Annotated in this window: 13 protein-coding genes; 8 read left to right on the top strand and 5 right to left on the bottom strand. The window is 73.1% G+C overall.

Annotated features, from left to right (window positions below; genetic code table 11):
- Positions 1–552 precede the first annotated feature (552 nt).
- The 4 genes from CRYAR_RS04915 (at position 553) to CRYAR_RS42705 (ending at position 5,586) form a co-directional block, all read left to right on the top strand.
- Positions 553–1,080: a hypothetical protein gene (locus CRYAR_RS04915; RefSeq protein WP_157017369.1), complete on the top strand. Its 528-nt coding sequence runs from the start codon at positions 553–555 to the stop codon at positions 1,078–1,080.
- A gap of 125 nt (positions 1,081–1,205) precedes the next feature.
- On the top strand, positions 1,206–2,909 hold the full coding sequence (locus CRYAR_RS04910; RefSeq protein WP_211247267.1) for a hypothetical protein: 1,704 nt from the start codon (positions 1,206–1,208) through the stop codon (positions 2,907–2,909).
- Positions 2,910–2,941: 32 nt separating this feature from the next.
- Positions 2,942–3,385 carry a hypothetical protein gene (locus CRYAR_RS04905; RefSeq protein ID WP_035848713.1) on the top strand — a complete coding sequence of 148 codons (444 nt, stop codon included), beginning with the start codon at positions 2,942–2,944 and terminating at the stop codon, positions 3,383–3,385.
- On the top strand, positions 3,382–5,586 hold the full coding sequence (locus CRYAR_RS42705) for an FHA domain-containing protein (protein ID WP_051569757.1): 2,205 nt from the start codon (positions 3,382–3,384) through the stop codon (positions 5,584–5,586). Before CRYAR_RS04905 ends, CRYAR_RS42705 begins: the two co-directional genes overlap by 4 nt.
- A gap of 231 nt (positions 5,587–5,817) precedes the next feature.
- On the opposite strand, the gene mfd is transcribed toward CRYAR_RS42705, so the two are convergent.
- A complete protein-coding gene (mfd, locus tag CRYAR_RS04895; RefSeq protein ID WP_035848712.1) occupies positions 5,818–9,450 on the bottom strand; it encodes a transcription-repair coupling factor in 3,633 nt (1,210 codons plus the stop codon).
- A 280-nt stretch (positions 9,451–9,730) separates the two neighbouring features.
- Between mfd and ppc the strand changes: the two genes are divergently transcribed.
- The gene (ppc, locus tag CRYAR_RS04890) at positions 9,731–12,523 is read left to right on the top strand and encodes a phosphoenolpyruvate carboxylase (protein ID WP_084700075.1); all 2,793 of its coding nucleotides are present in this window, start codon (positions 9,731–9,733) and stop codon (positions 12,521–12,523) included.
- 134 nt (positions 12,524–12,657) lie between these two features.
- The gene (locus tag CRYAR_RS04885) at positions 12,658–13,485 is read left to right on the top strand and encodes an aldo/keto reductase (RefSeq protein ID WP_035848711.1); all 828 of its coding nucleotides are present in this window, start codon (positions 12,658–12,660) and stop codon (positions 13,483–13,485) included.
- Here CRYAR_RS04885 and CRYAR_RS42700 read toward each other — a convergent pair.
- Together CRYAR_RS42700 and CRYAR_RS42695 are read right to left on the bottom strand one after the other, a co-directional pair.
- Positions 13,426–13,995, bottom strand: coding sequence for a YveK family protein (locus CRYAR_RS42700; protein ID WP_051569756.1), 570 nt, complete (start codon positions 13,993–13,995; stop codon positions 13,426–13,428). The genes CRYAR_RS04885 and CRYAR_RS42700 overlap by 60 nt on opposite strands.
- Entirely contained in the window at positions 13,992–15,113 is a 1,122-nt protein-coding gene (locus CRYAR_RS42695) for a hypothetical protein (protein WP_051569755.1), read from the bottom strand. The genes CRYAR_RS42700 and CRYAR_RS42695 overlap by 4 nt, the downstream gene beginning before the upstream one ends.
- Before the next feature lie 209 nt (positions 15,114–15,322).
- On the opposite strand from CRYAR_RS42695, the gene CRYAR_RS48465 reads away from it, so the two are divergent.
- A complete protein-coding gene (locus CRYAR_RS48465; protein WP_051569754.1) occupies positions 15,323–16,831 on the top strand; it encodes an exopolysaccharide biosynthesis polyprenyl glycosylphosphotransferase in 1,509 nt (502 codons plus the stop codon).
- Between the two features lie 3 nt (positions 16,832–16,834).
- Here CRYAR_RS48465 and CRYAR_RS04865 read toward each other — a convergent pair whose 3' ends face one another.
- Positions 16,835–17,629, bottom strand: coding sequence for a YveK family protein (locus tag CRYAR_RS04865; RefSeq protein WP_157017367.1), 795 nt, complete (start codon positions 17,627–17,629; stop codon positions 16,835–16,837).
- Positions 17,630–17,755: 126 nt separating this feature from the next.
- On the opposite strand from CRYAR_RS04865, the gene CRYAR_RS04860 reads away from it, so the two are divergent.
- Complete coding sequence (locus CRYAR_RS04860) at positions 17,756–18,562, top strand: phosphotransferase (protein ID WP_035848708.1); 807 nt, start codon at positions 17,756–17,758, stop codon at positions 18,560–18,562.
- Between the two features lie 15 nt (positions 18,563–18,577).
- Here CRYAR_RS04860 and CRYAR_RS04855 read toward each other — a convergent pair whose 3' ends face one another.
- Positions 18,578–19,702, bottom strand: a complete 1,125-nt coding sequence (locus CRYAR_RS04855; RefSeq protein WP_051569753.1) for a glycosyltransferase — start codon at positions 19,700–19,702, stop codon at positions 18,578–18,580.
- Positions 19,703–19,747 lie beyond the last annotated feature (45 nt).

The following is a 19,747-nucleotide window of genomic DNA, read 5'->3' as shown; positions in this document are numbered from 1 at the left end:
CCGGCGGGCCTGAACTCGGCTGGCGTACCGCCGGGCCCGACGTCGGCCAGCGTTCCGGTGCACTCGGAGTCGGCCGGCGTCCCGGCACACTCGGAGTCGGCCGGCGCCCCGGCACACTCGGAGTCGGCCGGCGGTCGGCCCGGCTCGACCCCAGCGGCTGGACCGTCCGGCCCGATCTCAGCCGATCGCTTGCCTAGCCTCGGCCCGGCCACAGGCCTGGACCCGCTCAGTGGCCTCGGCTCGATCACTGCTCTCGGCCCCATCACCGGCCTGGCCCCGCTCGCTGGCCTCGGTTCGCCCGTCGGCCCGGATCCGCTCGTTGGCCTCAGCTCGCTCGCTGGCCTGGAACCGCTTGCAGGCCTCGCCCCTGCCACCGGCCTCGACCCGTCCGCTGGCCTGCGCTCAGCCGCTGGCCTGCGCCCAGCCGCTCGCCTGGGCTCAGCTGCCAACCTTCGCTCAGCTGCCGACTTCGGCTCAGCTGCTGGCCTGCCCAGCCCAGGCCCGATCGCTGGCCCGGGCGATGGCCAGCCTTGCCCGGATTTGGTGGTTCTGGTGGCCTCGGAGACGGCGACACTGCCGGTCACCGTTCCGGCTCGAACCGCCTGGGAGCTGGCTCGGGAAACCGACGTCCCGGCCGCCGTCGCCGGGCTGGATCTGCTGCTCAACCACGCCTACGTCACGGCCTCGGAGCTCCAGTCCCTGGTGGACGCCCGGCCGCGCACCCGGGCCGCCGACACCATCCGGCTGGCCGACGCCCGGTCGAGATCACCGGAGGAGAGCGTCCTCCGCGTCAAGCTGGTCCGGGCCGGCTTCCCGCACCCCGTGCCGCACCACGCGATCCCGGTGGGTGACCGTCGCACGTCCGTCGACCTCGGCTGGCCGGCTCTCCGCGTCGGCGCGAACTTCTACCGCGACGGTGAGCATTACCGCGGCGATCAGCCGCGTCGCAACGCGCTGGCCGACGCCCGGTGGACCGTGATCCTCGCCGGCGCCGAGGAGCTCGACGACTCCGATCGGTTCGCGAGATTCTGCGGTGTCCTCGACGACGCGCTGCGGCGACGGCGCGACGAGACCCTGTGACGCGGGCGGTGAGTCGCATACGCGTCAGAGCTCGCGGGCTCTCGTCGGGCGTCCCCTAGCCTCACCCGTGCGCGGCGGGCGGACTCCGTCGCGGAAACGTCGCTGCGAAGAAGATGGTGAGGGACATGAGCAGTCCGTACCCCGGTCGGACGCCGAACCAAGCCGGTGGTGTCGGCCCTGGGTATGCGGGCGCTCCTCCCGCCGACGGGCAGCGCCACCTGCCCCCGACGTCGGTGATCCCGACGGCACCCGCGTACCCGGCGCCCGGTCCGCAGACCGCGGTGCCCCGGCAGCAGAACTACCCGGCGGCTCCTGGCGGCGGGGGCGACCTGACGCCCGAGCTGCTCGAGACCAGCGTGTGGTCCGACCAGATGATCGCCGCTGCCGGCATCCCGGTCGTCGACATCCCGTTCGTCACCATCGGCGGGGGTATCGGCTCGTTCGTCACCGTCGACTACCTCCGCATCGCCGGCGTCCCGACGCAGAACATCCGGATCCTGTCCAACATCGACAACCCGTGGCAGACCTACGAGTACCTCACCCGGGTCTCGCAGATCCCCCGCCCCGAGCGCATCCGCTCCGACTCCGCGTCGCGCCCCGACAACATCTGGGGCTTCCCGTCGTACGCGATGGAAGAGACGATCAAGGACAAGTCGCTCAAAGCGGCATGGCAGGTCCTGGTCGAGCCGATGTTCGCCGACTTCTACACGCCGCGCGCCGGCATGGTGTTCGAGAACCTGGAGCGCGAGGCCAAGCGCATCCGCTGGTGGGAGATGCTCGTCAAGGGCCAGGTGCGGATGGTGCGCCGTCGCCACGGCGGCGGTTACTTCACGATCCTGACGCCGCCCGACGGCGCGGCGCCGACGAAGCGGGTCGCGTACCGCTCGCAGTACGTCCACGTGGGCATCGGTTACCCGGGCCTGAAGTTCCTGCCCGAGCTGCAGGAGTTCCGCACCAAGCACCAGGACTTCCACCACGTGGTCAACGCCTACGAGGACCACGAGCACGTCTACACGTTCCTCAAGTCCCGGCCGGGCACCGTGCTGGTCCGCGGCGGCGGCATCGTGGCGTCCCGCGTGCTCCAGCGCCTGATGGACGACCGGGAGAAGTTCGGTCTGCAGACGCAGATCGTCCACCTGTTCCGCACGTACGTGAGCGGTCCGCACGGCAAGAACGCCTGGCTGCGGCGCCCGGGCAGCAACGGTTTCGCCTACCAGGGCTTCAACTACCCGAAGTCGGTCTGGGGCGGCCAGCTCAAGGCGAAGATCCGGAAGCTCGAGGGCGCCGAGCGCGCTCAGGCGTACAAGGACATGGGTGGCACCAACACCCCGTGGCGGCGGCGCTGGCAGGCCCAGATGAACGCCGGCCGCTCGGGCAACTGGTACCACACGCTGGAGGGCGTCGCCGAGGACGTCACGATCGGCGCCGACGGCCGCACCGTGAGCCGGGTGAAGTTCGGCAACGGACAGGTCAGCGAGATCCCGGCCGACTTCATCATCGACTGCACCGGGCTCGAGGCCGACATCCGTGAGCACCGCCTGCTGGCCGACCTGATGGACCACAGCAACGTCGGTCGCAACCCGGTCGGCCGGCTCGACGTCGAGCGCTCGTTCGAGCTGAAGGGCACCGCCAACGGCGAGGGCCGGATGTACGCGTCCGGCTCACCGACCCTCGGCGGGTACTTCCCCGGCGTCGACACGTTCCTCGGCCTGCAGGTGGCCGCTCAGGAGATCGCCGACGACCTGGCCCGGCGAGGTTTCGCCAAGCGCATCGGCCCAGCCCGGTCCGTGAGTGAGTGGCTCAAGTGGGCACGCAACCAACAAATCTGATCTGATCCCCACGTACAGAGACAGGAGTAAAGATGCTGCCCACGTTGTGGGGACGGATCCAGAGCCGGATCGTGTTTACGCTGGTCATCGGCGGCTTGGTGGCGTTGTTCCTGACGCCGCTGCTGCCCCTGCAGGTCGGGATCGGGAGCAAGTACCGCATCGCCTACACCGTGCTCGTCACGGTCACGGTGATCGGGGTGCTGTGGGAGTTGCTCTACCACCTGATCATGCAGTGGCGGTGGGAGAAGGATTGGCCCACGCTCGTCGGGCTACTCACGTTCATCAATGAGGGCCTGTTGATCTGGGGGTTGCTGCTCGCCGGCGCCGTCCCGGGTATCGACGGCCTGAGCGGTTTGCAGTCACTTTCGTACTGGATTCTCTTCCTCTTCGTCTGGGTGGCAGTCTGGATCTTCGCGAACGGCCCGATGCGGGTGTTCTCGATCCACTGGCGGTTCCGGGGTGGGAGGTTCGTGTGACGACAGGTAACACCGACGAGAAACCGGACGATCGCGCGCTCGCGCCGGTCGCCGGCTCGGGCCTGCTCGCCCGCTACGGCGACCTGGTCCTGCTCTACGCGGCACCGGAGGGCGACGACGACCGGACGGCCGAGGTGCTGGACGCGATCGCGTCGGCCGCGGGCGGCGACGGACGGCGCCTCGGGCGACGCCTGGCCAGCCTGCTGCTCACCGCGGGCAACCAGGACCTCGACTTCCCGCCGCTCGCCGCGTTCGGGCCGGTCGGCGACGGAGTCGCGGTGATCGTGCACGGCGCGGCCCAGGTCTCGATCGTCACCGACGACGGCGAGATCGTGCTGGACGGCCGAGACGCTCTGACCTGGGTCGACCGGATGATTCCGGCACCGGCCCGGGTGATCCGCGGTGCGCTCGACACGCTCGGCGGCGGGTCGCACGACCCGTGGGCGCGGCTCGACGCCGGTGTGGTGCGTGCGGGTGGCTTCGTGTTCGGGGTGCCGTCCGCGATCGCGGCCGCGCCCTCGCCCGCGGGTCGACCGGCTGCGCCGCTGGCTCCCGTGCGCTCGCTCAGTGCCGTGCCGTCCCGCCCCGAGGCGGACGCCCTCCCCACGCCGGACGATCTCGGCTCCGTCCGCGCCACGTCACCGGCCGACGCCCACCACGACGCGGCCCCGGCCGACGCCTACCGCGGCACCCCGGCCGAAACCCCCACGCCTGCCGACCCGTACCGCGACCCGTCCTCGGCTCCGGCCGACCGGTTCGGCGACCCGTCCTCGACCCCGGCCGACCGGTTCGACGACCCGTCCTCGGCTCCGGCCGACGTGCCCCGCGCGGTACCGGCCCCGTCCACCGAGGCCACGCGCGAATCGTTCCGCGCCGAGCCGGCCCCGGACGAGGACTCCCAGAACGAGTCGCGGGCGGTGCCGCCGCCCACCGAGGTGGTCCGGCGGGTTCCCACGTCACCCTCGATCACCTCGGTGCCGTCCGAGGTCGAGGACGACGACGTCCCGCAGAGCACCGAGGCGTACAACCCGTTCGCCGACGACTCGGCCGCCCGTCCGCTGCCGGTCGAGCTGCCCTCGGCGGAGCCCGCCGACGAGGCCGGCCCGCGCGGAGCGGCCTCCGTCCAGCGCGGTGGCCACGACGCACCGGCGGCCTTCTCGGCTCCGGCCGCGCCGTCGTACGACGAGCCGCCCCGCATGCCCGCGTACGACGACGCATCTCGCGTGCCCACGTTCGACGACCCGCCGCGCGTGCCGACGTTCGACGACCCGGCGTCGTTCGACAGCCCGATGCCCCCGGCACCTCCCGGCCCGCCGCCGACCCCGTTCGGCGACTCGGCACCGCCGCCGCCTCCGCCGTTCGGAGAGCCCTCACCCCTGCCCCCGCCACCCCCCGGCGGCTTCGGCGGGTACGACAGCCCGGTCTCCGCGCCGCCCGGCGGGTTCGACGGCGGCTCGTCGCCGGACAGTCCGGTGCACACACCGACCGGCCCGTCGCCGGTGCTGCCCGATCAGCCGCTGGCCGACCAGGCCGTGCAGCCCTCGTCGGCCCCACCGGCCGCGAGCGGCGGCGGTTACGACCCGGCCGCTCCGTTCGAGGCCGTGCTGCTCATCGGCGACCAGGCGGAGGTGGAGGACCGGTCGCAGACGTCCGGGCCGCTGCCTCCGGCCGACGTGCAGCCGCCGCCCGGCCCGGTTCCCGCGGACGGGGCCGAGGAAGCCGACGCCCGCCCGATCGTGCTCGGCATCTACTGCAAGAACGATCACTTCAACGACCCGCGTGTGCCGTACTGCGCGGTCTGCGGCATCTCGATGGCGCAGCTCACGCACGTGTCACGGACCGGCCCCCGGCCTCCGCTGGGGCTGCTGGTGCTCGACGACGGCGCGACGTTCCGGCTCGACACCGACTACGTGGTCGGGCGCGAGCCGGAGCGGGACGAGGCCGTGCTGCAGGGGCGGGCGCGTGCGCTGCGCATCGACGACCCGAAGGGCGTCGTCTCACGCATCCACGCCCGGATCGAGCTGGACGGCTGGGACGTGAACGTGGTCGACCTCGCGTCGGCGAACGGCACGCACATCGCCCCGCCGAACAGCGAGTCCTGGACGCGCCTGGAGGCCCACCGCAAGGTGACGCTCACCCCAGGCACCCGAGTGGTGTTCGGACGCCGGGGCTTCCGCTACGAATCGCACCGCAACCCGTAGGTAGAGGCGGGCCCGCCCAGAACGACGCCGCCGAGCGGCAGCGTCACCCTGGGCGGCCTCCCGCCCCCGAGCGGCCTCCGCCCCCGGGCGACCTCCGCCCCGGGCGACCTCCGCCCCGGGCGACCTCCCGCCCTGAGCGGGAGCCCGCCCCTGAGCGGGAGCCCGCCCCCTGAGCGGGAGCCCGCCCCTCGGCGGACTCCAGCCCCCGAGCGGGCTCCAGGTTCAGACCGATTACGGAGCCCTGGCCGGCTCCGGGGCCATCGCGTCGAGGAAGCCGGCGGCCCAGTCCAGCAGCGCGGTGTCGCGCAGTGGCTGGCCGCCCACCCGGGCGGTGGAGGGCCTCGGTACCAGCACGACGTCGACGGCCTGCTTGTACATGGCGCCGGGGTACAGGCGCTGAAGCCGCATCACCTTGGACTCCGGCAGGCGCAGCGGCGCGAAGCGCACCTGCCGCCCCTGCAGTGACACCTCGGTGATCGTGGCCGCGCGGGCCTTCACCCGGAACGCGGCGACCGCGAACAGGTTCTCCACCGGCTCCGGCGGGTTGCCGTACCGGTCGCGGATCTCCTCACGCACCTGCGCGAGCTCCTCGCTGGTGGTGACGCCCGCGAGCTTGCGGTACGCCTCCAGCCGCAGCCGCTCCCCCGGGATGTAGTCGTGCGGGAGGTGCGCGTCGACCGGCAGGTCGACCTTCACCTCGGACTCGATCTCGGTGCGCTCACCCTTGTACTCGGCGACCGCCTCACCCACGAGCCGGACGTACAGGTCGAACCCGACGTTCGCGATGTGCCCGGACTGCTCGCCGCCGAGCAGGTTGCCCGACCCGCGGATCTCCAGGTCCTTCATCGCGACCGCCATACCGGCGCCCAGGTCGGAGTTCTGCGCGATCGTGGCCAGCCGGTCGTGCGCGGTCTCGGTGAGCGGCCGCTCCGGCGGGTAGAGGAAGTACGCGTACGCGCGCTCGCGCCCACGACCGACCCGGCCGCGGATCTGGTGCAGCTGCGAGAGCCCCAGCACGTCGGCCCGCTCGACGATGAGCGTGTTGGCGTTGGGGATGTCCAGACCGGATTCGACGATCGTGGTCGAGACCAGGACGTCGTATTCCTTCTCGTCGAACCCGAGCATGACCCGCTCGAGCGCGTCCTCGTTCATCTGGCCGTGCGCCACCGCGATCCGCGCCTCGGGCACCATCGACCGCAGCCGCGCCGCCGCGCGCTCGATCGACTCGACCCGGTTGTGCAGGTAGAACACCTGCCCCTCGCGGAGCAGCTCGCGGCGGATCGCCGCCCCGATCTGCCTCTCCTCGTACGGGCCGACGAACGTCAGCACCGGGTGGCGCTCCTCCGGCGGCGTCAGGATCGTCGACATCTCGCGGATGCCGGTCAGCGACATCTCCAGGGTCCGCGGGATCGGCGTCGCCGACATCGTCAGCACGTCGACGGCCGTGCGCATCTGCTTGAGCTGCTCTTTGTGCTCGACGCCGAAGCGCTGCTCCTCGTCGACGATGACCAGCCCGAGGTCCTTGAACCGGGTGGAGGCCTGCAGCAGCCGGTGCGTGCCGACGACGATGTCCACCTCGCCGGTGGCGAGCTTCGCGACCGTCTCGGCGGCCTCGCCGTCGGTCTGGAACCGGGAGAGCTGCGCGATCTTGACCGGGAACTGCGCCATCCGCTCGGAGAACGTCAGGAAGTGCTGCTTGGCCAGGATCGTCGTCGGCACGAGCACCGCGACCTGCTTACCGTCCTGCACGGCCTTGAACGCCGCCCGCACCGCGATCTCGGTCTTGCCGTAGCCGACGTCGCCGCAGATCACCCGGTCCATCGGGTACGGCTTCTCCATGTCGGCCTTGACCTCGTTGATCGCGACCAGCTGATCGGGCGTCTCGATGTACGGGAACGCGTCTTCCAGCTCGCGCTGCCAGGGGGTGTCAGCGGAGAACGTGAAGCCCTTGGTGCTGGTACGCGCCGCGTAGAGCCGGATCAGCTCGCCGGCGATCTCCTTCACGGCCTTGCGGGCGCGGCCCTTGGCCTTCTGCCAGTCGGCGCCGCCCATCTTGTGCAGCGCCGGCGACTCACCACCGACGTACCGGGTCAGTTGCTCCAGCGAATCGGTGGGGACGAACAACCGGTCACCGGGGTGGCCGCGCTTGCTCGGTGCGTACTCCAGCACCAGGTACTCGCGCTCGCCGCCGTTGATCGTCCGCTTGATCATCTCGATGTACTTGCCGACGCCGTGCTGCTCGTGCACCACGTAGTCACCCGGCTGGAGCTGCAGCGGGTCGACCGCGTTGCGCCGCCGGGACGGCATCCGCCCGCGTTCCCGGCCGGACCCCGACCGGGCACCGGTGAGGTCGGACTCGGTGAACACGACCAGCTGTGCGCTCTCCAGCAGGAACCCGCCGGCGAGCTGGCCGGTGGTGACGAGCACCGACCGGGCTTCCGGCGCGGTCGGCACGTCCACCACGAGCTGCGCGCCCAGATCGGCCTCGCGCAGCATCTCGGCGGCCCGCTGTGCGGAACCGGGGCCTTCGAACACCAGCGCGGCGCGCCAGCCCTCGGCGACCCGCTGCCGCAGCTCCTCGACGGCCCGGCCGGTGTCACCGCGGAACCCGTCGACCGACTTCGCCTCGACCGTCAGCGAATCCCGGGGCACGCCCGGGTCGGCCACGGCCGGGATCGCCACGTCGATCGCGTCGTCGTCAAAATCGGCCGCGGACGCCGAACCGGCGGCCGACACCCCGAACGGCGCCACCGTCCACCAGGGCAGCCCTCGCCCGGTGCCGGTGGAGCGCACGTCGGCGAGGCTGCGGAACGCGGCGGCACCCAGATCGATCGGCGCTTCGCCCCCGCCGGCGGCCGCGGCCCAGGACGCCTCCAGGAACTCGGCGCTGGTGGCGACCAGGTCGCGGGCGCGGGCCCGGATGCGCTCGGGATCGCAGAGCAGCACGTGCGTGCCGGCCGGAACGGCCTCGACCAGCAGCTCGAGCTGGCCCGAGCCCTCCAGCAGCGCCGGGGTGAGCGACTCCATGCCTTCGACCGGGATGCCGTCGGCGACCTTGTCGAGCATTTCGGCCAGCGCCGGGTGGTCCTTGGCCAGCTGGGCGGCCCGCTCCCGTACCTCGGGCGTGAGCAGCAGCTCACGGCAGGGAGGTGCCCACAGGCCGTGGGCGGCGATCTCCAGCGACCGCTGGTCGGCGACCGCGAAGTAGCGGACCTCTTCGACCTCGTCGCCCCAGAACTCGACCCGGACCGGGTGCTCCTCGGTGGGCGGGAACACGTCGAGGATGCCGCCGCGCACCGCGAACTCGCCGCGCTTCTCGACCAGGTCGACCCGCGCGTAGGCGATGCTGACCAGCCGCTCGACCACAGCGTCGAGCGGAGCGGTGTCGCCGGCCTGCAGACCGACCGGCTCCAGCTCGCCCAGGCCGGCCAGCTGCGGCTGCAGGACACTGCGCACCGGCGCGATGACGACGTCGAGCGGGCCGGTGGTGGGATCGTCGGTGGACGGGTGCGCGAGCCGGCGGAGCACGGCCAGCCGGCGGCCGATCGTGTCGGCGCGGGGCGAGAGCTTCTCGTGCGGCAGCGTCTCCCAGGCCGGGTAGACCGCGATGCGGTCGGGTGGCAGCAGGCACGTCAGCGCGGCCGCGAGGTCGTCGGCCTCGCGGCCGGTCGCGGTGACCGCCAGCACCGGCGCCGCCGAGCCCGCCTTCGCGCGTGCGGCGGCCAGCGCCGCGACCACGAACGGGCGCAGCGCCTCGGGGGCGGTGAGGTCGAGCTCGCCGGCCGCATCACCGGCGGCACGCCGCGCGATCTGGCCGAGAGCCGGATCGGCGAGGCTCGCGTCGAGCAGACCACTCAGGCTCATCAAATGCCTTCCTACGATTCAGCGCGCACGTCGAACAGGCCCCGTCCGCTGGGTGAGTGGGAGGGAGCCGGAGGCCACGCAAGAGCCAGACTACGCCGGGGCGCCGACAGAAAACTTCCTCGAGACACAGCGCGCGGACCCGCCCGGATGTTCCCCCGGTCGGCGTCCCACTACTTGATCGATGCGGCCCGCGCCCCCGATCCTGTCGGTGCCAGCCTTTAGGCTGGTGAACGCGGGACAGCGACGTCCCTGACGTCCGACTCGATCCCGGGGAGCAGCCATGCCCGACACGGATGCAGGCCCGTCCGACCTGTGGGGTCTCGGCAGCGTCGCGCCCGATGACGCGAACGAGGCCGACCGCGAGCTGCGCGCCGACATCCGGCGCATGGGCAACTTGCTCGGCGAGACGCTCGTCCGCCAGGAGGGGCCCGATCTGCTGGAGCTGGTCGAGAAGGTCCGGGCGGCCGCCCGCACCGACGCCGCCGCGGCGGCCGACGCGCTCTCCGGCACCGACATCCCCACCGCGATCCGCCTGGTCCGCGCGTTCGCCACGTACTTCCACCTGGCGAACATCACCGAGCAGGCCCACCGCGGGCGCGATCTGCGCCGCCGCCGGGCCAACCAGGGCGGCTGGCTGGAGGGCGCCGCGCAGCGCATCAAGGCGCGCGGGCTGACGTCGGAGGAGATCGCCGCCGGCGCCGAGCAGCTGGCCGTGCGGCCGGTGTTCACCGCGCACCCCACCGAGGCGGCGCGGCGCTCGACGCTGGCGAAGCTGCGCCGGGTGGCCGATCTGCTGGAGGCCGAGGCCACCGAGGCCGCGGTGTCCGGCACCCCGGCCGCGTACGTGAGCCGCCGCACCAACCGGGAGCTCGCCGAGGTCGTCGACCTGCTGTGGCAGACCGACGAGCTGCGGCTGGAGAAGCCGGAGCCCACCGACGAGGCCCGCAACGCGATCTACTACCTCAACGACCTGCACGCCGACGCCGCTCCCACGGTGCTCACCGAGCTGGCCGACATCCTGGCCGATCTGGGCGTCGAGGTGTCGTCCACGGCCAAGCCGCTGACGTTCGGCACCTGGATCGGTGGCGACCGGGACGGCAACCCGTTCGTGAACGCGCAGGTCACGCGGGACGTTCTGAAGTTGCAGTACGAGTACGGCATCCGGGACACCGACGCCGATCTGGCCGAGCTGGTCGAGGAGCTGTCGGTCTCCGACCGGGTCGTCGGGGTGTCGGCGGAGCTCGAGGAGAGCGTCGCGGCCGACCTGGCGAACCTGCCGGAGCTGGAGACCCGGTACCGCCGGGTCAACGCGGCCGAGCCCTACCGGCTGAAGATCCGCTGCATGCGCGCCAAGCTGGCCAACACCCGCACCCGGCTGGCCCGCAACGCGGCGCACCAGCCGGGGCGTGACTACCTGGGCTCCACCGACCTGGTCGCCGACCTGGAGGTCATGCGCCGGTCGCTGCGCGCGCACCGCGGCACGCTCATCGCCGACGGCACGGTGACGAGGCTGATCCGCACGGTGTCGGCGTTCGGCCTGCACCTGGCCACGCTCGACATCCGCGAGCACTCCGGCGCCCACCACCAGGCGCTGGCGCAGTTCGTCGACCGGGTGGGTGAGCTCTACGAGCCGTACACGGCGCTCAGCCGCGAGGCCCGCACCGAGTACCTGGCCCGGGAGCTGGCCGGGCGTCGCCCGCTCGGCGGCCCCGACGTGCAACTCGACGAGGCCGGCGCGAAGACGTTCGGGGTGTTCGGCGCGATCCGCGACATCCTCGACCAGTTCGGCCCCGAGGTGATCGAGTCCTACATCATCTCGATGACCGAGGGCGTCGACGACGTGCTGGCCGCGGCCGTGCTGGCGCGCGAGGCCGGGCTCGTCGACGTCAACGCCGGGGTGGCCCGGATCGGGTTCGTGCCGCTGCTCGAGCAGGTCGCGGAGCTCAACGTCGCCGGGGAGATCCTCGACCGGATGCTCTCGATCCCGGCCTACCGGGCGATCGTCGCCGCACGCGGCGACGTCCAGGAGGTCATGCTCGGGTACTCCGACTCGAACAAGGACGCCGGCATCACGTCCAGCCAGTGGCAGATCCACCGGGCGCAGCGCGCCCTGCGTGACGTCGCTCAGCAGCACGGCGTCCGGCTGCGGCTGTTCCACGGCCGCGGTGGCACGGTCGGGCGCGGCGGTGGCCCCACGCACGAGGCGATCCTGGCCCAGCCGTACGGCACGCTCGACGGCGCGATCAAGGTCACCGAGCAGGGCGAGGTCATCTCCGACAAGTACGCGGTGCCGTCGCTGGCCCGCGAGAACCTCGAGCTCACGGTGGCCGCGGTGCTGCAGGCGACGCTGCTGCACACCCAGCCGCGCCAGCCCCAGGAGGACCTCGACCGCTGGTCGGACCTGATGGACAAGGTGGCGGCGCCCGCGCAGCAGGCCTACCGCGAGCTGATCCACGACCCGGATCTGCCCCGGTACTTCTGGGCGTCGACGCCGGCCGAGTTGCTCGGCGCGCTGAACATCGGTTCGCGGCCGTCGAAGCGCCCCGACACCGGTTCGGGGCTGGCCGGGCTGCGGGCGATCCCGTGGGTGTTCGGGTGGACGCAGTCCCGGCAGATCGTGCCGGGCTGGTACGGCGTCGGCACCGGGTTCGCGGCGGCGCGGGAGGCCGGGCTCGGTGACCTGCTCGCCGACGCCTACGCGCGCTGGCACTTCTTCCGCACGTTCGTGTCGAACGTCGAGATGACGCTGGTCAAGACCGACCTGTCGATCGCGCGGCGGTACGTGGAGCGGCTGGTCGACCCCGGCCTGCGCCACATCTTCGACAAGATCGTCGCCGAGCACGAGCGCACGGTCGCGGAGATCCTGGAGATCACCGGCGAGCCGGCGCTGCTCGACGCGCAGCCGGTGCTGCAGCGCACGCTGGCGGTGCGCGACACGTACCTGCAGCCGCTGCACCACCTGCAGATCGAGCTGCTGGCGCGGTACCGGGCCGACGACAGCGATCCGCAGCTGCAGCGTGCGTTGCTGCTCACGATCAACGGCGTCGCCGCCGGAATGCGCAACACCGGCTGAAAACTCTGTGTAAACACTCCGGTCACGGGCCTCACGGGGAAGCGTGGGCCCGGAACGGCGTGCCTAGTATCGGACTCCCCGCATACATCAACGACGATGTGCGGTCCCCGTCCTGCTCGACGGAGGACAGCTCCATGAAGACGCGACAACTGGGCGCCGACGGCCCGCACGTCAGCGCGATCGGGCTCGGCTGCCTGGCGCTGTCCTGGACCGACGATGACGACGTCGCCCGGGCCGTGATCCACTCCGCGCTCGACCACGGGATCACGTTCTTCGACACCGCCGACGTCTACGGCTCCGGCCGCAACGAGGAACTCCTCGGGCGGGCGTTACGCGGGCACCGCGCCGAGGTGACGCTCGCCAGCAAGGCCGGGTTGGTGGACGGCGGCGTCGACGGCTCGCCCGACCACATCGGGACCGCGATCGACGCGAGCCTCTACCGGCTCGGCAGCGACGTCGTCGACCTCTATTACCTGCACCGCGTGGATCCGGCCGTGCCGCTGGCCGAGAGCTGGGGCGCGCTGGCGTCGCTGGTCGAGAAAGGCAAGGTGCGTCACCTGGGCTTGTCCGAGGTGACGCCCGAGCAGGCCGCCGAGGCGCACGCGATCCACCCGGTCTCGGCCGTGCAGTCGGAGTTCTCGCTGTGGCACCGGGCGCCGCTGGAGACGGGCGTGATCGAGTGGTGCCGCGCGAACGGTGCGGCGTTCGTCCCGTTCGCGCCTCTGGGACGTGGGTCGGTGAATTCTCTGCAACCGCTGCGTGCGGTGGCGGAGCGGCACCGGGCCACCCCGGTCCAGGCCGCGATCGCCTGGGTGCTGGCCCAGGGCGACCACGTGATCCCCGTCCCCGGTACGACCAAGCGGCGGTATCTCCAGGACAACGTCGCCGCGACCCGGGTCGCGCTAACCGCGGACGACCTCGACGACCTCGCGCTCACGGGGGCGGGCGTAGCCGAGCGCTAGCAGGGCGAGGACGGCCAGGCACAGCACGCCGGCCCCGCTCACCAGGTAGAGCAGCGTGCGTGGCGGTCCGCTGGGCGCGGAGGGCACGACCGCCGGGACGATCAGGTCGACGACGACCTGATCGTCGTCGACGCTCTGGCGCACGCCGGCCCGGGCCAGCGCGTTCGCGATCTCGGCCCCGTCGCGGGCGTCCGGCCCGGTGACGCTGATCCGCAGGTTGACCGTGCCCGGCTGCTGGACGACGGTGGTGCTCTTCGCGGTGGTCGCGGCCCGGACCCCGAGCGTCCCGGAGAGCGCGTCGAGCGTCGCCGGAGCCGACAGGTAGGCGACGTACCGGCTGGTGGCCAGCGTCAGGTCGTCCGAGCCGACTTCGCCGGGGTCACGCGGTGACAGGCTGAGCACGGACGTGCTGGTGTACGCGTCGGGCTGGGTGTGGACGTAGCCGACCGCCGTCGCACCGAGGCAGAGCACGAGCGCGACCACGAGGGCGAGCGGTGAGCCGCGGTTCACCGGGCCGTCACCAGCTCGCGCTCCTCGGTGGCCACCGGCTCCGGCCCCGGAGCGGTGGGCCGCCGACGCCACGCCAGCACGCCGAGTCCGACGATCAGCAGGGCGCTGGCGCCGGCACCGCCGAGCACGGCCGGCGGGAAGACCGGCCCCGACGCGCTCGCCGGGCCGGGCGTCCTGGTGATCGACACCCGCCCGATCGCCGCCGGTAGCTGCTCGCCGCCGGTCAGCAGCTCGGACCCGTCGTCGGTGTAGGTGATGGCCTCGCCCTGGGGGGCCTTCGGCAGTGTGACGCGCCGCGGGACGCCGTTGCTCAGCGCGCGCGCCGCGTCCCCGTCGGGAGCGTCCCACTCCAGGGCGACGCCGGGCGTGCGCAGCGCGAAGCGGACGCCGTCCGGCGAGACCGCGCCGCCGGTCACCGAGAGCGCCCGGCCGGGCAGCAGCGGACGCAGATCCAGCGTGCCGACGCGACGCAGCGTGCTCACCGGCTCCAACGGCACGGAGGTCTCGTAGACGGCCGCCACGCCGTCGCGTGCCTTGCTGACCAGCACGAGCCGGCCGGTCAGCGTGGGTAGCACGGCCTCGACGTCCTGAGGGCCGTCGGGGTAGCGCAGGTCGTAGCGGCGGACCGCGTTGACCAGTGGGATCGGGTTGTCCCGGGTCACCGGCGTTCCGGCGCGGGCCGAGTCGAGCGTGCGCCCGGGCACCCAGCGGTAGAGCGACGCCACCGTGCGCGAACTGGTGTTGCCCCCGGTGTCGGCCAGCCAGAGCGCACCGTCCGCGGCCACGCCGACGTCTTCGAGGTCGACCGCTTTCTCGCCGCTGGCGCGCAGTGTGGCCCGGGGGTCGTGGGCCGCGGGCAGGGTCAGGATCGTCTGCCGGACCGCTCGGCAGCGGTCGTCGAGCTGCCAGACCGTCACCGGCGCGGTGTCGTTGACGACGTAGAGCGCGCCCCGGGTCGCTGCCATGCCGCTTATCGAGTCGAGACGCGGGTCGGTCACGGTGCAGCGCGTGGACGGTGTGCCGTACGTCGTCCGCGGCCCGGTGTCGGCGGCCGACGTGCTCGAACCGGTGAGTCCGATCGCCAGGAGCGCGATCGCCAGCGCAGCCCGACCCCCCATCCGCGCCTCCGTCGTCGTGAACTCCAGTGCGCGTCGAGGTTACCGTCTTGCGCCGTTTAGTGTTGCCCCGTACCTAAAAGGTGCTTTATGCGTTTGACTGTCCAGGAAGTCTTGTTCGCGCCTTTTGCGAACTTCTCGGGGGGACGGATGATCGACCGGGGCGTCCGGAGAACTAACTGTGCCGTGGTTTCGGAGCCGGGAGTCGGCGGATGACCGCGGAGCAGGTCACCGACACCCTCGTGCTACCGAAGTTCGGCGAGACGGTCGAGGTCACGCCGGTGGAGGCGCCGGTCGACCGGCAGGACCTCCGGCGGCGAGCCGCGGTCGCCGCGTGCGACGCCGCGGCGGCGGTGGCCACGGCCGCCGCGCTCGGCTGGGTCCTCGACTCGCTGCCGTTGCAGCAGGCGCTCGCCGTGCCGGCCGGATGGACGATCACCGCCTGGGCGGTCGGCGCGTACCACCGGCGCCGGCTGAAGATCCGGCTCGGCGACGCCCGCGGCCTGCTGCTGACGACCGTGACGCTGCTGGCCGCGACGAGCGTCGTCGCGACGCTGCTGTCGCTGTCCGGCGCCCGGCCGCTGATCCTCGCCGCGGTGCCGGCGACGGCCGTGGCGGCCGCGCTCAGCCGGGTCGCGCTGCGCCGGTTCACCCGGGCGGGAGACGCGCTCGCCGCCGCTCCGCTGGTGCTCTACGGCCCGCAGGACGCGGTACGGCGGTTCTGTTCGGCCGCCGGTCGCGACCGCTCGGCGCCGACGATCGCGGCCGCGTGCATCACCGACCTCGGCCGCGCCGGCGGTGACCACGCGTCCTGGGCCGGCGGCTGGGACGGCCCCGGCGGACGCGGACTGACCGTCGTGGACGCCACCGCCTGCCCCGGCGACGACCCCGGGGCCGCGCTGGACGCCGTCGTCGACACCGTGCGTCGCTCGGGGGCGGACACCGTCGTGGTGACCGGGCACTGCGATCCGGACGCGCTACGCGCGCTCTCCTGGCGTCTGGAGGCCCACGCGGTGGGCGTTGCCGTGACGCCGTTGTGGCCGGTCAGCGCCGAACGGGTGTCGGTACGCACCTACGGGGACGCCACGCTCGTCGAGGTGACGCCGCCCCGCTACGACGGTGCCCGGCTGACCGTGCGCCACCTGGTCGACCGGGCGATCGCCGGCCTCGCGCTCGTCCTCCTCTCGCCGGTGCTGCTCGGCGTCGCCGCCGCGGTGAAGCTGACCAGCCCCGGGCCGGTGTTCTTCAGCCAGCTCCGCACCGGGCAGGGCGGCCGCCGCTTCCGGCTGCTGAAGTTCCGCACGATGGTCGCGGACGCCGAGACGCTCAAGGCCGCGCTGGCCACCGCGAACCAGTACACGGCCGGCACGCTGTTCAAGGTGCGCCACGACCCCCGGGTGACGCCGGTCGGCGGGATCCTGCGCGCGCTCTCCCTCGACGAGCTGCCGCAGCTGGTGAACGTGCTGCGCGGCGACATGGCGCTGGTCGGGCCGCGCCCCACGGCCACGCCACCGGAGCAGATGCGGTCCGACTACCGGCGTCGCACGCTCGTGAAGCCCGGGATGACCGGGCTCTGGCAGGTCAGCGGACGGTCGAACCTGCCCTGGGAGGAAGCCGTCCGCCTCGACCTGCGCTACGTCGAGAACCGGTCGCTGAGCATGGACTTCGACATCGTCTGCCGGACCCTGCCGGCGGTCCTGTCCCGCGACGGGGCCTACTGAGCCCTAGCGGCGGCTGGGCGTGATCGACCGGACGATCACCGTCGCGGGATCGAAGCTGACCGTGTCCTCGTCCGCGAGGTGGCGGTCGTCGACCGTCGGCTCGTCCAGCGCCGACATCGGGACGGTGTCCTCCAGCGGCTCCGGGCGGGCCAGCGGTGCCGTCGCGAGAACGGTGCCGGGCCCCGGCCGGCGCAGCGTCGCCGGAACCACCGGGACCGTGGCCCGCGGGTAGCGCCGACGCACGTACCACCGCACCCCGAGCGCCGCGAGCGTACCGACCACGAGCGCTCCCACCGCGGCTCCACCGAGCAGCACGGCCTCGCTCGGCCCGTCGGCCGCCGTCGGCAGCGGCGCCTCGGCGAGCACGCGCGCCGCCAGCACCGGGTCGGCCGAGGCCCGCTCCACGACCAGCGCGGCGATCCGGTTGGCCGCCTCGGACGCGATCCCGGGCGACCGGCCGGCCACCGCGATCGCCACGTTCGCCGTGGTCGCGGGCATCGTGACGGTCAACCCGCCCTGTAGCTCGGCCGGCCGGATCCCGACCGCCACCGCGGCCTGCCGTACGACGTACGGCGATGCGGCGTAGGCGACGTACCGGGGCACCATCAACGTCACCGAGCTCGCGCTGACCGGCCGCTCCCCCACCGGAACGAACGCGATGACCGCCTGGGCCGACCAGGTGACGGGTCGGGTGACGACGTGAGCGGCCGACCCGGTGAGCACGGCGAGAGCGGCCACGAGAAAGAACAGCCAACCGCGGAGTAGCGCCGGGGGACGCGCAGTTAGTTTTGTGGGCATTTCACTAGTTTGTCGTATTTTTCTCGCTTAGGCTGCCGACCCGTGACACCCTTCGTCCGGGCCGAGGCCAGTCCGTCACTTTCATACCTTCCCGAGCCGGTCCACGCCGTCCTGAACGATCTGGGCGTGGATCTGCAGGTCCTGGAATCCCCGCCGTTCGCCGGTCCGCGCCGGCCGGTCCGCCGCTTCGTCGGCGGCGGCGTCGTGGTCGAGGTCGCGGAGACCGAGCCCGGCCGATTGCGCCTCCGGCGAGAGCTCTGGGGACGCCAGTGGGCGCGCCAAGTCGGGATCCCCACGGTTCCGGTGCTGGCCTCAGACCCGGACGGCACCTGGGTCGTGGCGGAGTGGTGGCGTCCCGGCGCGCCCGCGGGGCCGGAGTTCCTCGACGACGCGGTGGCCACCGCGCTGCGCGTCGCCGGGTCTCCCCCGCCGCCGCCGGGGCCGCCACCGGCGCAGTGGACGTCACCGCGGCGGGCGGCGCCGCTCCGGCTGGCTCGCGGCGTGCTGGGCGGCGTACCGACCCGGCTCTGGCTGGCGGCCCGCCGCGCGGCCGCCGGGCTGCCCCGGGTGCCGGTGACGCACGGCGACTTCTACCACCGCAACGCGCTCTGGTGCCCCGAGCGCGGCGGAGTGCACGTCGTGGACTGGGAGTACCTGGGCGCCGGGCCCCGCCACGGCGACCTGGTGCGCCTCTGGACGCTGCTCCCCCACCGCACCGACCGGGACGCACTGCGCGACCGGATTCTGGCGTTGAGCCCGGCGTCGGAGCACCGGGAGATCGGGGTGCTCGCGCTCTACCTCGCGCTGCGGCTGCTCGGCGAGAACGTCAAGGGCGCCCGCGCCGACCGGCACCGCGCGGACCTGAACCACGCCCGGGCGATCCAGCCCGAAGCCCGCGAACTCGCCCGCACCCTCGACGCCTGGCCGACGTAGGCACACCGCGCCGGGTCAGGTGCCCACCTCGGCCGGTGGGCGGCGGCCCCGGAGCAGCTCGCCGTACAGGTCGAGCAGCCGGGCCGACGAGTCGTCGCCGCCGGCCGCGGACGCCGCCCGCCTGCGCCCGGCGTCGGCGGCGGACCGCGCACCCTCGGGGTCGCCGAACACCGTGACGATCGCGCCCGCGAGCGCTTCGGGGTCCTCCGGAGGAACGATCCACCCGGTTCCGGGCGGCACCGACTCGGCCATCCCGTCGACCGCGGTGGCCACCACCGGCCGCCCGAGCGCCATCGCCTCCAGCGGCACCAGCGACATGCCCTCCCACCGGGACGGACAGACCACGACGTCGGACGCGTGCAGCCAGCTCAAGGCCACCTCGCGGTCCACCGGCCCGGTAAACGTGACCCCCTCGGCCCCGGCCGCGTCGACCGCCGCCTCCAGCGCCGGTCGGGACGGCCCGTCCCCCACCAGCACGAGCCGGGCTCCCGGCGCGGCCGCGCGCACCGCCGGCCAGGCGTCGACGAGCACGTCCTGGCCCTTCTGCCGGGCCAGCCGCGCCGTGCAGACCGCCACCGGGACACCCGGCTCCAGCCCGAACGCCTCGCGCACGGCCGGCCGCGGGCGGGCCCGGATCGGCTCGATCGCGGTCGGCAGCACCGCGTTGGGCAGCACCTCCATCCGCCCGTGGAGCCCGTGCGCCACCCCGGTGTCCCGCTCGGCGGCGCTGACGCAGATCACGACGTCGGTCCACCGCGTCGCGAAACGCTCCCAGCCGAGCACCGCCCGGCGCATCGCCCCCTCCACGGCGAGGAACGACCAGGCGTGCGGGCTGAACACCGTCGGCACCCGCCCCCGCAGCACGAACCGCCCGATCAGCCCGGCCTTCGCGCAGTGCAGGTGGACCACGTCGGGGCGGACCTCGTCGAAGATCCGGCGGAACGCACCCGCCTCGGCCAGCATCCCCGGGCCCGGCCCGCGGGCCGCCTTCCAGGTGACGACGTCCGCGCCGCGGGCGCCGGCCAGCGTGGCCAGCCGCCCACCCGGACAGGCGACGGTCACCTGGGCTCCGTGCTTGGCCTGGTACTCGACGTAGTCCGCAACACAGTGCGCCAGACCGGTGTTGACCGCGTGGGACACGTGAAGAACCTGGACGGACGACACTAATAACCCTCCAGAACCGGA

This window comes from Cryptosporangium arvum DSM 44712, from assembly GCF_000585375.1.
Lineage (GTDB): Bacteria > Actinomycetota > Actinomycetes > Mycobacteriales > Cryptosporangiaceae > Cryptosporangium > Cryptosporangium arvum.
This window is presented reverse-complemented; position numbering and strand designations above follow the sequence as displayed.